Origin of the sequence: Sphingomonas sp. LC-1 (assembly GCF_025371035.1) — a bacterium.
Classification (GTDB): domain Bacteria; phylum Pseudomonadota; class Alphaproteobacteria; order Sphingomonadales; family Sphingomonadaceae; genus Sphingomonas; species Sphingomonas sanguinis_E.
This window is the reverse complement of sequence record NZ_JANZXB010000001.1, coordinates 256,233-269,822: the sequence shown is the minus strand read 5'-3', so window position 1 is coordinate 269,822 and position 13,590 is coordinate 256,233. Positions and strand designations below refer to the sequence as shown.

The 13,590-nt window shown below is 66.8% G+C and carries 11 protein-coding genes; 8 read left to right on the top strand and 3 right to left on the bottom strand.

What is annotated here, in order from left to right; genetic code table 11:
• Positions 1-175 precede the first annotated feature (175 nt).
• Positions 176-2,050 (bottom strand): lytic transglycosylase domain-containing protein, encoded by a 1,875-nt coding sequence (locus tag NZL82_RS01165; protein ID WP_261267948.1) that lies wholly within the window; start codon positions 2,048-2,050, stop codon positions 176-178.
• A complete protein-coding gene (locus NZL82_RS01160; protein WP_261267947.1) occupies positions 2,047-2,820 on the bottom strand; it encodes a uracil-DNA glycosylase in 774 nt (257 codons plus the stop codon). Before NZL82_RS01160 ends, NZL82_RS01165 begins: the two co-directional genes overlap by 4 nt.
• Positions 2,821-2,963: 143 nt before the next feature.
• On the opposite strand from NZL82_RS01160, the gene NZL82_RS01155 reads away from it, so the two are divergent.
• The 6 genes from NZL82_RS01155 to NZL82_RS01130 all read left to right on the top strand — a co-directional run bounded on the left by NZL82_RS01155 (position 2,964) and on the right by NZL82_RS01130 (position 10,042).
• Entirely contained in the window at positions 2,964-4,619 is a 1,656-nt protein-coding gene (locus NZL82_RS01155) for an electron transfer flavoprotein-ubiquinone oxidoreductase (RefSeq protein ID WP_261267946.1), read from the top strand.
• Between the two features lie 28 nt (positions 4,620-4,647).
• Complete coding sequence (locus tag NZL82_RS01150) at positions 4,648-6,201, top strand: tetratricopeptide repeat protein (RefSeq protein ID WP_261267945.1); 1,554 nt, start codon at positions 4,648-4,650, stop codon at positions 6,199-6,201.
• Positions 6,202-6,242: 41 nt separating this feature from the next.
• Positions 6,243-7,079: a 4-(cytidine 5'-diphospho)-2-C-methyl-D-erythritol kinase gene (locus NZL82_RS01145; RefSeq protein ID WP_261267944.1), complete on the top strand. Its 837-nt coding sequence runs from the start codon at positions 6,243-6,245 to the stop codon at positions 7,077-7,079.
• Positions 7,080-7,172: 93 nt separating this feature from the next.
• Positions 7,173-8,246 (top strand): recombinase RecA, encoded by a 1,074-nt coding sequence (recA, locus tag NZL82_RS01140; protein ID WP_314732862.1) that lies wholly within the window; start codon positions 7,173-7,175, stop codon positions 8,244-8,246.
• Positions 8,247-8,310: 64 nt separating this feature from the next.
• Complete coding sequence (locus NZL82_RS01135; RefSeq protein WP_261267942.1) at positions 8,311-9,168, top strand: bifunctional 2-polyprenyl-6-hydroxyphenol methylase/3-demethylubiquinol 3-O-methyltransferase UbiG; 858 nt, start codon at positions 8,311-8,313, stop codon at positions 9,166-9,168.
• A 247-nt stretch (positions 9,169-9,415) separates the two neighbouring features.
• Positions 9,416-10,042 (top strand): glutathione S-transferase family protein, encoded by a 627-nt coding sequence (locus tag NZL82_RS01130; protein WP_261267941.1) that lies wholly within the window; start codon positions 9,416-9,418, stop codon positions 10,040-10,042.
• A 109-nt stretch (positions 10,043-10,151) separates the two neighbouring features.
• On the opposite strand, the gene NZL82_RS01125 is transcribed toward NZL82_RS01130, so the two are convergent.
• Positions 10,152-11,483, bottom strand: coding sequence for a dicarboxylate/amino acid:cation symporter (locus NZL82_RS01125; protein ID WP_261267940.1), 1,332 nt, complete (start codon positions 11,481-11,483; stop codon positions 10,152-10,154).
• 76 nt (positions 11,484-11,559) lie between these two features.
• Between NZL82_RS01125 and NZL82_RS01120 the strand changes: the two genes are divergently transcribed.
• Entirely contained in the window at positions 11,560-12,816 is a 1,257-nt protein-coding gene (locus tag NZL82_RS01120; RefSeq protein ID WP_405051329.1) for a M24 family metallopeptidase, read from the top strand.
• Complete coding sequence (locus NZL82_RS01115) at positions 12,813-13,490, top strand: phytanoyl-CoA dioxygenase family protein (protein WP_261267939.1); 678 nt, start codon at positions 12,813-12,815, stop codon at positions 13,488-13,490. Before NZL82_RS01120 ends, NZL82_RS01115 begins: the two co-directional genes overlap by 4 nt.
• Positions 13,491-13,590: the final 100 nt, after the last annotated feature.

Sequence of the window (13,590 nt, the reverse complement as noted above, 5' to 3'; positions counted from 1 at the left end):
ACAGAGATTGGCGGGTAACGCTCCGACGGGGATAGAGGGGGCGGCTTGGCGAAAGGCGGGACTTGCCCTTCGACGTTGCTCAACGTGAACCGAGGTTGGGGACCGGGTCCCGCTCAAAGTTTCGTTCACGCTGAGCGGCGTCGAAGGCCATGCTATGCCGACGCCCCAAATCCACTCAATTCGCCTGGGGAACCGCCGTGCTCGATTGCGGGCTGATCGTGGCGTTCAGGGCGATCGTCGTCTTCGCGGGTAGGCTCGCTTGTGCGACATTGGGGCGTTGCAGTCGGATCGCACTCGCGCCCGGCAGCCCCGGGAAGCGCGGCCATAGCCCCTGAGCCAGCGCCGACCGGCTGGGCGACTTGCTCTTGCCGGTCTGGCCTTCGTACATCCAGTAATTGCGCAGGACCATGGTGACATATCCGCGCGTCTCCCAATAGGGGATGCTTTCGATGTAGAGCAGCGGATCGCCATTGTCGCGCACGATGCTGTTCCACTCGGCAACAGGCTTGGGCCCGGCATTATAGGCGGCGATGACCTTGGGCAGCAGGCCGCCGGTGACGCCGGTCATGTCGCGCAGCCGCTCCAGATGGCGCTGGCCGATGTCCATATTGGTCGAGGGCTTGGTCAGCGCGCTGCGGTCGATCGACACACCGCGTTCGCGCGCGAAATCGGTGGCGGCGGCGGGCATGATCTGCATCAGGCCATAGGCACCGGCGGGGCTGATGACCTTGTTGCGGAACCCACTCTCCTGAAGCGTATGGGCGTAGACCAAGGCCTTTTCGACGCGCCAGCCGCTGTCGGGCGTCCAACTCGGTGTCGGATAGCGGGCCTCGGCGGTCGCAGTGACACCGGCCGGGCAGTTATGCGCGAGCCAGACGGTCGTCGCGGGCAGGTCGAGCGATTCGGCCAGGCGGACCAGACTGCGAAACTCGCCGGGCTGGCCGATCCGGGCCTGTTGCCGGATCACGGCATCGGCGAGGTCGGTCTCCCCGATCTCGACCAGCGCGGCGGCGACCAGGATGTTGGGGCGACGGTCCAGCGCGGCCCAGTCGGTCGCAACCAGTTGCCCGCGTGCCTCCCGGTCGCCACGCATCCCCAGCGCCTGCCGGGCGAGCTGACCATAAAAGCTCTCACGGAATTGCGAGGCGGAACGCAGCCGTCCCTCGACCCGGTCGGGGCGTCCGCACACCATATCGGCGCGTGCCGCCCAGTAAAGTGCGGCGGCGCGCAGATCGACATCGGTCGCGCGCGCCGCCGTTCCCTCGAACGCGGTTTCGGCGGTCTGGCAGTCATTCTGACGCCAGGCGGAAAGCGCGACGGTCCAGCGTCCCTGGATCGCCCAGTCGCCGACGCCGTCCGCCGCCTTGGCGGCCAAGGTCCGGGCGTTGGCGTCGTCGCCCATCAGGAAATAGATCCAGGCAACACGCTGCTGCCACTCGGTCAGCGCCTCGGGCGAAAGGCCCTGTGTCGATTCGAGCAGCGCCAGGGCAGAGGGGCCGTCATCCGCCTTGACGAAAGGCTGCATCTTCACCGCCAAATCGGCGGCGATCATATCGCTCTTTACGCTTTTGGCGCGGAGCCGGCGGGGGGCGCCATCCTGCCAGATCAGATTATGGGCTTCGGGCAGCGGGGGCAGGTCGCGCGCGCCACGCGAACGGGCCAGGCGGGCGAGCTGTTCGGCCTGGGGCAGCTCGGGGGCTTCGTTGAGCAGCGCGACCAGCCGGTCGACCTCGAACTTGGGTGAGCCCTTGGCGGTGTAGAGTTCGGCGCGAGCGATCGCGTGGAGCGGGCCGGGCTTGAGCGCGTCGAGTTCCAACTGCGCATCGGTCCAGCGGCTTTCGCGGATCGCGGCGAAGACGCGGGTATAGCCGGCTTTCTGATCGGGATCGAGCAGCGCGGGAATGCTGGGCGGCATCTTGGCGGCGGGGGCGGGAAGGGCGACGCGGGCATCGCCACCGGTGGCGGGGTCGATCGGGGCGGCGGTGCCTGGCGTGGCGGCGATCATGGCCCCGACTGTCAGCCCATAGGCGGCAAGCGACCCCAATTTCATCCTCGCATATCCCCCATCAGCATCTGCAGGTCCTTCCAGCTTTCCGCCTTGGCCATCGGCTTCTCGATCAGGAAGCGCGGATGGAAGCTGGCGACGGCCCGACTCTTGCCGTTCTTATGGTCAACATCGTGCGAATGTCCGCGTGCGCTCGTCAATTCGGTCCCGAGCACGGCACGACTCGCCGCATTGCCCATCAGCAACAGGCCGCGCGGCCGGATCAGGCCGACATGGTGCAGCGCGATTTCTGCCAGCCGCGCTTCCAACCCGGCAGGCGTCCGCCCCGCAAGCGGTCGCCGGGCGCAGACCGAGGCGAGATGTACCGTGTCGCGAGACTGTCCGATGGCGGCCAGCATACGGTCGAACAACCGGCCCGATGCGCCGGACAGGATTTGCCCCGCCTCGCCATCCTCGCGGTCGGGACAGTCCACCAGCACCATCAGCGCGGCATCGGCGGGGCCGGTCGCGGTCAGCGAGACGCCGTCCCATGCCGTCTCCGGCGCGGCGTCGGACAGGCGCCAGGCGAGGAACGCCTCCAGCGTGTCGGGCAGCAAGGCGGTGGCGGCAACCGGCGCCGGCGCTGCGACCGAAGCGCTGGCGCTCGGCCGGGCGGCGGGAGCGAAGACCATCGGCTGCGCCGGTTCGGCCGCCATCCAGTCGCGGGGCGCATCCTCGACCAGCAGGTCGACGCCCGCGTCATGCCACCAGTCGAGCATGCTGGCCGCCAATGCACTATCGATCGGTGCGGTATCGAACGTCGGAAAGGCCCCCATATGGGATTAGCCCATGCTGCAAGGTTGACGTGCGCGTCAATCTGTCGGATCGGCAGTCAGGACAAGTTGTTTCCCGTCCGCGCCCGGACGAGCCCGATCCACGGGACGCTACGGCAGCGGCAGGGACCAGATGCGAGGATGCCATGAGCGAACGCGAATCGATGCCCTATGACGTGGTGATCGTCGGCGCCGGCCCGGCAGGCCTGTCGGCCGCGATCCGCCTGAAGCAATTGGCAGGCGAAACCGGCGGCGAATTGTCGGTCTGCGTGTTGGAAAAGGGATCGGAAGTCGGTGCACATATCCTGTCGGGCGCGGTGATCGACCCGATTGCGCTCGACGAACTGCTGCCCGACTGGCGCGAGGATGGCTGTCCGCTGGCCGAGGTGCCGGTGACGGAGAATCATCACTGGATCCTGACCGCGGGCAAGCATCGCAGCGTGCCGCACGCGCTGGTCCCGCCCTTCATGCACAATAAGGGCACCTATACGGGCAGCCTGGGCAATCTGTGCCGCTGGCTGGCGGGCAAGGCCGAGGAACTGGGGGTCGAGATCTTCCCCGGTTTCGCCGCCGCCGAGATCCTGTTCCACGAGGATGGCCGGGTGAAGGGCGTGGCGACGGGCGACATGGGCGTGGCGCGCGACGGCACGCACAAGCCCGATTACCAGCCGGGCCTGGAACTCCACGCCAAATACACCTTCTTCGCCGAGGGCGTGCGCGGGCATCTGTCGAAGGAGATCATCCGCCAGTTCGACCTGGCGCGCGACAGCGATCCGCAAATTTACGGGCTGGGCATCAAGGAATTGTGGGACATCGATCCCGCCAAGCACGTGCCGGGCCGCGTGATCCATACCCAGGGCTGGCCGCTGGGCGACGACGCGAATGGCGGCGGCTTCATCTATCACCAGGCGGGTGGGCAGGTCGCGCTCGGCTTCGTGACGTGGCTGAACTATTCCAACCCGTACATCTCCCCGTTCCAGGAGATGCAGAAGTGGAAGACCCATCCGGTCATCGCCGAGCTGCTGAAGGGCGGCAAGCGCGTCTCTTACGGCGCGCGCGCCATCAATGACGGCGGATTGCAGGCGATCCCCAAGCTGACCTTCCCCGGCGGCGTGCTGGTCGGCTGTTCGGCGGGCTTCCTCAACGTGCCGCGGATCAAGGGCACGCACGGCGCGATGAAGTCGGCGATGCTGGCCGCCGAGGCGGCGTTCGCGGCGGTGCAGGCGGGACGCGAAGGCGACGAGCTGACCGACTATCCCGAGGCGTTCCGCGCCTCCTGGCTCTACAAGGAGCTGGCGGGCGTCCGCAACGTCGTGCCTTTGGTCAAGAAATATGGCGATTTCGTCGGCAGCGGGCTTGCCAACGTCACCATGTGGTCCGAGCATTTCGGGCTGAAGATGCCCTTCACCATGAAGCACAAGCCCGATCACGAGACGCTGTGGCGCAAGGATCAGGTGAAGAAGCCCGACTATCCCAAGCCCGATGGCGTACTGACCTTCGATCGCCTCTCCTCGGTGTTCCTGTCGAACACCAACCATGAGGAGGATCAGCCGGTCCATCTGACGCTCAAGGATGCGAGCGTGCCGATCGCGCACAACCTGCCGTTGTTCGACGAGCCCGCGCAACGCTACTGCCCGGCGGGCGTTTATGAGGTGGTGGATGTGGACGAGGGCGATCCGAAATTCGTGATCAACGCCCAGAACTGCATCCACTGCAAGACGTGCGACATCAAGGACCCGACCCAGAACATCAATTGGGTCGTACCCGAAGGCGGCGGAGGGCCCAATTATCCCAATATGTAAGCGTTCGTCCGTCGTCGCGGGCCCGGCCTTGGCGCTGATCGCGGCCATGGTCGCCGCCCCGGCTGCGGCGGCGGTGAAGGCGGGGCCCGAACCGCTCGCCGCCTATCTGTCCGCCCGTGTCGCGGCAGCGGAGGGGCGCTCGGCGACGGCGGCGAGCGATTACGCGGTCGTGCTGACACAGTGGCCCGACGATCCGGCGGTGGCGGTGCGGGCCTATCGGGAAGCGATGATCAGCGGCGACGAGGCCCTCGCCCTGCGCGCCGCGCGCGTCATGGAGGCGGAGAAGGTCGCACCGATCGACGTGGCGTTGCTCGACCTCGCCATCGCGGCGCGCAAGCATGACCGCGCAGCTTATGATTCGGCCTTGAAGCGAATCGATGATGGCGCACTGCGCATCCTGTCGCCGGTGCTGCGGGCATGGGGTGGCTGGGACCGCAGACAGGCCATCGAACCGGCGCTCGACAGCGCGGGTAAGGAGCCAGTCGCCCGCCGTCTGGCCGAGGAGCACCGGGTCCTGCTGGCGCTGGCCGGCCGCAAGATAGACGATACGGCGGCGCGGCTGATGCTGGAGACGATGCGCGCGCCCGCCGATACGCGGATCGCGGCGGCGGAACTGATGGCGGGGCGGGGCGACGAGGGCAATGCGCGTGGCCTGCTCACCGATCCTCTGGTCGCTTCGGATCGCAAGGCCCTGGGGCGAAAGGCTGATCTCGGCTTTGGCGTGTCGCGACTGCTCGCGCGTGTGGGTGCCGAACTGGTCGGGGAGGGGCCACGCCCGCTGGTGATCGCGCTGGCGCGCACCGCATTGATTGCCGACCCAGGCAATGATCGCGCCCGACTGTTGATGGCGGAGGCGCTGGCGAAGGACGAGGCATGGGATGCCGCGATCGTCGCACTGGAAGGAGTCGACCCCGACCGCGCCTTCGCCCACCGCGCGGCGGTCGTCCGGATCGGCCTGCTCGGCGAAGCGGGGCGGCCCGGCGAAGCGCTGTTGCTGGCGCGAGGGCTGGCGATGGGCACGTCGGCGGGAGTGGATGACTGGCAGGTCTATGCCGACCAGCTCATCGCCGCAAAGCGCCCCGCCGATGCCGCCATCTGGTATGAACGTGTCACCCGCGCCGATCCTCCGCTCCCTTGGGTGGCCTGGCTGCAATATGGCGGTGCCCTGGACCAGGCGGGTCAGGCGGACGAGGCCGATGCGGCATTGGCGCGCGCCGTTGCGCTGGGGCCGGACGAGCCGCTGGCGCTCAACTATCTGGGCTATGCGCGGATCGAGCGCGGGCGCGACGTGTCGGACTCGCTGGCGCTGCTCGAACGCGCGAGCAAGCTGGCGCCCGACGATGCCTCGGTCACCGACTCGCTGGGTTGGGGCTATTTCAAGGCGGGACAGACCAATCGCGCGCTGCCGCTGGTCGAGCAGGCCGCGATGGCCGAGCCCGCCAACAGCGAGATCGCCGATCATCTGGGCGATATCTATTGGGCCTTGGGGCGGCATTACGAGGCGCGCTACGCCTGGCGGGCGGCGGCGCTGACCGCCGACGATGCGGCACAGGCAGGGCTGGCGGCCAAGCTGGCGCGCTGAACGCTCTTGCCGCGCCGCGCAGGGCAAAGCATGGGCAAGACATGACCGCCATCGTCGAGACCGCGCCCGCCAAGATCAACCTTGCCCTGCATGTCCGCCGTCGCCGGGCCGATGGCTATCATGAGCTGGAGACGTTGTTCGCCTTTTGCCGCGACGGTGACACGGTCACGGTCGCGCTGGCGGAGGTGGATCGGCTGACGCTGACTGGCCCTTTCGCCGCCGTGCTGGCGGGTGAGGCGCAGGAGGATAATCTCGTCACCCGCGCCGCGCGCCGATTCTGCGAGCGTTTCGGGGTGGCCGGGGGCCACGCCATCACGCTCGACAAGCATCTGCCCGTGGCATCCGGGATCGGTGGTGGATCGGCGGATGCGGCGGCGACCCTGCGGGCCTTGGCGCGGTTGCACGGCGTAGCGCTCGATCACGCCGATCTGTTCTCGCTTGCGGCCGATCTGGGGGCGGACGTCCCCGCCTGCCTCTTGGGGCGAACGGCACGCGGCGAGGGAAAGGGGGATGCACTCCAGCCGCTGCCTCCGCTCGGCGAAGTGCCGGTGTTGCTGGTCAATCCCGGCGTGGCTGTATCGACCGCGGCGGTGTTCGGTCGCTGGGACGGCGTCGATCGCGGCCCGCTCGGCGAAGGTGCGGCGATGGACGTGGCGGCGACCGGGCGCAATGATCTCGAGCCACCGGCCCGCGCCCTCGCGCGGCAGATCGATGATGTGCTCGCCCTGTTACAAGCGGCGCCCGGAGTCGAACTGGCACGCATGTCGGGATCGGGCGCGACGTGCTTCGCCATCTTTGCCAGTACGCACGCGCGCGATGCGGCCGCCTTGGCGGCACGGACGCAGGGCTGGTGGGAACTGCCGACTTTTTTGCGGTAATCTTTGTTCCCATCTTGTTCTCGTGGAACAAAGCGCATACATAGCAGATGCGTTGAATGGACCACGAGGTTGGTCTAGCGAGGGAAGCATCTGATGGCCGCCAATCTGAAAGTGATCGAAACAGGCATGGCAACCGCAAACGCAGACCGGCAAAAGGCGCTCGACGCCGCGCTCGCTCAGATCGACCGGGCATTCGGCAAGGGCTCCGCGATGAAGCTGGGGCAAAAGGAAACGATGCAGGTCGAGGCGATCTCGACCGGTTCGCTGGGGCTCGACATTGCGCTGGGCGTCGGTGGCCTGCCGCGCGGCCGCGTGATCGAGGTCTATGGCCCCGAATCGTCGGGTAAGACCACGCTGGCGCTGCACGTGATCGCCGAGGCGCAGAAGATGGGCGGCACCGCCGCCTTCGTCGACGCCGAACACGCGCTCGACCCGGTCTATGCCCGGAAGCTGGGCGTCAATATCGACGAACTGATCGTGTCGCAGCCGGATACCGGCGAGCAGGCGCTGGAGATTACTGACACGCTGGTCCGTTCGAACGCGATCGACGTGCTGGTGGTCGACTCGGTCGCCGCGCTCGTGCCGCGTGCCGAGATCGAGGGCGAGATGGGCGACAGCCATGTGGGTCTCCAGGCCCGCCTGATGTCGCAGAGCTTGCGCAAGCTGACCGGTTCGATCAGCCGTTCGCGCTGCATGGTGATCTTCATCAACCAGCTGCGCATGAAGATCGGCGTGATGTACGGCAACCCGGAGACGACGACGGGCGGTAACGCGCTGAAATTCTATGCCTCGGTGCGGCTCGACATCCGTCGGACCGGCGCGATCAAGGATCGCGAGGAAGTCACCGGAAACGCGACCCGCGTGAAGGTGGTGAAGAACAAGGTCGCGCCGCCGTTCAAGCAGGTCGAATTCGACATCATGTATGGCGAAGGTATCTCCAAGATTGGCGAGATCCTCGACCTGGGCGTGAAGGCGGGACTGGTCGAGAAGTCGGGGAGCTGGTTCTCCTACGACTCGGTGCGGATCGGGCAGGGGCGTGAGAACGCCAAGAATTATCTGCGCGACAACCCCGACATGGCCGATCGTCTGGAGCGCGCGATTCGGCAGCGGACGGAAAAGGTCGCCGAGGAGATGATGACCGGCCCGGATGCCGAGGACGATATCTGAACCGAGGAAACGGCCCGCCAGCGATGGCGGGCCGTTTTGCTTTGGGCGCTTACGGGGTGGAGCGATGACCAGCGGACTGGATTGGAGTGGCAAGGTCGGGGATGTCTGGGCGGCGGAATGGCGTCGCACCGATCGCAGCTTCGCCGACCTGTCGCGCCACCTGAACGCGGCGATTGCCGCGGTCGCCCCGCAACGTGGGCTTGCGCTCGATATCGGAAGCGGGGCTGGTGCGACCAGCCTGGCGTTGCATGCGGCGCGGCCCGGTTTGCGCGTGTTGGGGGTCGATCTGTCGCCGGAGCTGGTGGCGGTCGCCCAAGAACGCGCGGCGGACGAGGGCGGCGGGACGGACGAGGCGCCTCTGCGTTTTTGCTGTGACGATGCGATCCAATTGGCGGCGCGCGAGGGGCCTTTCGATCTCTTCGTCTCGCGTCACGGCGTGATGTTCTTCCCTGATCCGGTCGCGGCCTTTCGGGGCTTACGCCAGGCGGCGACCGATGACGCCGCATTCGTCTTTTCCTGTTTCGATGCGCGCGGGCATAACGGGTTCGCGACCATCGCTGATGCGGTGATCGGACATACGCCGTCCACGCCCGCCGGATATGAGCCCGGCCCCTTTGCTTTCGCCGACAGCCATAGGGTGGCGGACTGGCTGGAACAGGCGGGATGGACGCCGGGCGCGGCGGCGCGCATCTCCTTCGATTATGTCGTCGGAGCGGGTGGCGATCCGGTTGCCGACGCGGTCGCCTTCCTGTCGCGCATCGGGCCTGCTGCTCGGGCCATCGCCACGGCCGCTGCCGATGAGCGTAGTCGGATCGTCGAGGCCCTGGGGCGGGCTCTGGCAGACTATCAGGTGGAGGACCGCGTCGTTCTGCCCGCGTCCGCCTGGATCTGGCGTGCCCATGCGCGGGGTGATGCGGGATAGGGGCTGACGCGGCCGTGCATCGACGGTCAATCTCGCCTAGCCAAACGCAATCGGAGTTCGGGCAGAGGCTCGGAGAATGCGGAGCTGGTTTCGCGTGAGCATCTCATAAGTGGGTGCAATGCTGACATACAGGGCGGCTCCCATGACTTGCGCCTCTCGACCGCGGCGAGCGCCGACCTCTGCGGAGCCAGGATTGGGCCCGCGAAACGATTAATGCGTTATCGCCGGTGCATCATGGGGAACAGGCATGACGATCATCGTCCATCATCTGGAAAATAGCCGGTCGCAGCGTATCCTCTGGATGTTGGAGGAACTCGGGCTGCCTTATGATGTGAAGCGCTATGAGCGTGATCCCAAGACGATGTTGGCGCCCCGCGAACTGCGTGCCGTGCATCCGCTCGGCAAGTCACCCGTGATCGAGGATGACGGCATGGTGATCGCCGAAACGGGCGCGATCATCGAGTATCTGGTCGGCAAGGGCGATGGCCGCCTGGGCCCGCCCGCCCATAGGGAAGCGATGCAACGCTGGCGCTTCTGGCTCCATTATGCCGAAGGATCGCTGATGCCGCCGCTGCTCGTCCTGCTGGTCCTCAGCCGGATACCGGTGATGGGCAAGGTTGCGATCAAGCGATTCCAGCCGATGATCGACCGCCATCTCGACTATATCGAAAGCGAATTGCAACGCGCGCCTTGGTTCGCGGGCGATCAGATGACCGCTGCCGACATCATCATGAGTTTCCCATTGGAGGCCGCGCGCGCCCGTGCCGGGCTCGACGAAAGCCGCCCCGCGACGATCGCATGGCTGGAGCGCATCCACGCGCGCCCTGCCTATCAGGTCGCACTCGCCAAGGGCGGGGCCTATGCCTATGCGTGAAGGCGAAGGCCCAGATTCACCTCAAGCCTAGCGCGCTGTCACTCCTGCGGCGTGGCGGAATCGCAGAGGATGGTGACGCTTTAGCGCACCATCCTGCCCGCGAACGCCCTCAATGCCCCCCGATCTGCCGAAAGCTGTCCGGTGCCGGTTCGGCCGGCGTCCCCGATGGCGCGTACAGCGACGGCACGTCCACCGGCTCGGGCGGATCGAGCGGACCTTCCCATTTCGCGATGACCGCACTTGCCACCGCATTGCCGATCACGTTGGTGGCCGAGCGCCCCATGTCGAGGAAATGGTCGACCGCCAGGATCAGCAGCAGACCCGCCTCGGGAATGTTGAACAGCGGCATGGTCGCCGCGATCACGACGAGCGAGGCGCGCGGCACGCCGGCAATCCCCTTCGACGTGACCATCAGGACGAGCAGCATCGTGATCTGCTGCCCGATCGACAGGTCGATGCCATAAGCCTGCGCGATGAACAGTGACGCGAAGGTCATGTACATCATCGAGCCGTCGAGATTGAACGAATAGCCCAGCGGCAGCACGAAGCTGGCGATGCGGGGCGGCACGCCGAACCGGTCCAGCCCCTCCAGGATGCGGGGGTAGGCGGCCTCGGACGAAGCGGTCGAGAAGGCTAGGATCAGCGGCGCGCGGATGTGCGCGATCAGGTCGCGTATGCGCGGGCCGATGAACAGCGTGGCGATACCCAGCAGCACGCACCAGAGCAGCAATAGCCCGAGATAGAAACTGCCCATGAAGATGGCGAGCTTGCCGATGACGGACGGCCCCTGCTCGGTCAGCGTCCCGGCGACGGCGGCGAAGACGGCGATCGGCGCGACGCGCATGACATAGTCGGTCACCTGCAGCATGACGGCGACCAGCGCATCGACCGCACGGACCAGCGGCGCGGCGCGTTCGCCGACCGCGGTGATCGCGACGCCGAGGAACAGCGAGCCGATGACGATCTGAAGCACTTCGTTGGTCGCCATCGCTTCGATCAGCGAGGCGGGGACCAGATGGGTGAAGAATTTCTGAAGGTCGAACCCGGCCTTGACCACCCCGCTATCCGCGGTGACGGCGGGCAGCGGCAGGTTGAGCCCGACACCTGGCTGGAGCAGATTGACCAGCACCATGCCCAGGCTGAGCGATACCAGACTGGCCGAGACGAACCAGGCGAGCGAGCGGAACCCGATCCGCCCCAACGCCCTGGTATCGCCCATCTGCGCGATTCCCGATACTAGGGTCGCGAAGACCAGTGGTGCGATGATCATCTTGATCAGGCGCAGGAACAGGCCGGTGACGATCGCAAAATATTTGGCGATCGTCGTCAGTTGCTCGGTCGCGGCCGCACTGCCGTCGTCCAGGGACAGATTGATCGCCAGACCGACGACCAGCCCCAAAACCAGTCCGATGAAGATGTACAAGGTCAGCCGCTTGGCCATGCATACCCCAATATAAGTTCCTCGCGCGAGCCAAGGGCATTGCGGCGCTCAGGTCAAGAATTCTATCGTCCGGGTCATGCAGACCCTGATGTCCCGCCGCGCGCTGATCGCGGCCGTCGCCCTGCCGCTTCTTGTCCGGCCGGGCTTGCTGCGCGCCGCCGAGCCCGATTTGTCGGCCCTGTCCGACATGACGGGCACAGCGGTGCCGATCGGGCCGGAGGAGCGGGCGCGGCGGCTGGCGCGTGCGCAAGGGCTGATGAAGGCGAATGGGATCGGCGCGATCCTGATCGAACCGGGATCGACCATGGTCTATTTCACCGGCGTTCGCTGGGGCCGGAGCGAGCGGCTGACCGCCGCGATCCTGCCGGTCGAGGGCGAGCCGTGCATCGTAACGCCCTTTTTCGAGGAGCCTTCGGTCCGCGAGACGCTGGCCGTCCCCGCCGAGGTTCGGGTGTGGCAGGAAGATCAGAACCCGCTCGCCATCGTCGCGGGCTATCTACGCGACCGAAAGCTCGCCAACCGCCCGGTGGGGATCGAGGAAACGGCGCGCTTCTTCGCGTTCGACGGGCTGCAAAAGGCTCTGCCGGGCGTGCGCCTGGTGTCGGCCAACCCGGTCGTGCGGGGATGCCGGATGGTGAAGACGCCCGCCGAGATCGCGCTGATGCAGATGGCGACCGATGTGACCATGGCGGCCTATCGCTGGCTGCATCCGCGCGTCGAGCCCGGGATGACCGGCACGGAGATCGGCGCGCTGATGAGCGCCGCGACCCGAAAGCTGGGCGGCAGCCCGGAATTCAGCATGGCGCTGATCGGCGAGGCGTCCGCCTATCCGCACGGCAGCAAGCAGGTCCACCGCGTGGCGGACGGACAGGTTATATTGATGGATTGTGGCTGCACGGTGCAGGGTTACCAGTCCGACGTATCGCGTAGCTGGGTCCATGGCACCGCGACCACCGAACAGCGCAAAGTTTGGGACACGGTCGCACGCGGACAACAGGTGGCGCGGGCCGCGGCAAGGATCGGCGTGGCCGCAGGCAGCATCGACGATGCGGTTCGCCGCTTCTACACCGCCCAGGGCTATGGCCCCGATTATCGCCTGCCGGGCCTGTCGCATCGCACCGGGCATGGTATTGGCATGGACGGGCATGAGCCGGTCAATCTGGTGCGCGGCGAGGCGACGCCGCTGGCGCCGGGCATGTGCTTCTCCAACGAACCGGGGCTTTATCTGCCCGGCCGGTTCGGCATCCGAATCGAGGATTGCTTTCATATGGCCGAAGCGGGTCCGGTCTGGTTCTCGACACCGCCGCGCTCGATCGAAGCGCCGATCGGATGATCGCCGAACTGGCGGCGCGGGGCTATGCGCTCTGGCCCTCCCGGCTCGACCGCCAAGAATGGGACGAACTGGCGGAGTTATTCGCCGCCTGGCCGAAAGGGCGGCCCGGACAGCGGATCGATCCGGCGCGCGCAGCAAAGCTTGGTGGGGTGCGGCGGCTCTGCGCGTCGTTGCGCCCTTTATTGGGCGACAGGGCTCGGCCGGTTCGCGCATTGCTGTTCGACAAGCAGGATGGAGCCAATTGGGCATTGGGCTGGCATCAGGATCGCACGATCGAGGTGACCGAGCGGCGGGCGGTCGAAGGATTCGGTCCCTGGACCGTCAAACAGGGCCGCGTGCATGTCGCACCGCCGGTCGAGCTGCTCGAGCAAATGGTGACGGCACGACTGCATCTGGATGCCGTCGACGGCGATAACGCGCCGTTGCTGGTCGCCCCCGGATCGCACCGCCTGGGCCTGATCGCCGAGGATGGCATATCACGCGTCGTCGATGATCTCGGCGAGGACTGCTGTCTGGCGGACGAAGGCGATATCTGGCTGTACCGCACGCTGATCCTCCATGCCTCCGCTCGCGCAGTGCCGGGGCGGCATCGGCGGGTGTTGCAGATCGATCTTTCCGCGGACGACCTGCCCGGCGGGCTATGCTATGCCGGAGGCGAAATCGGCGGATCGTGACGGACATCTGGGCCGTTTTTGCCAACGGGTCGCTGGGCGTCCTGATCGTGGCGGTTGGTGTCGCTGGGCTCTGCAGCGGGTGCCTCGCAGGTCCGACGCC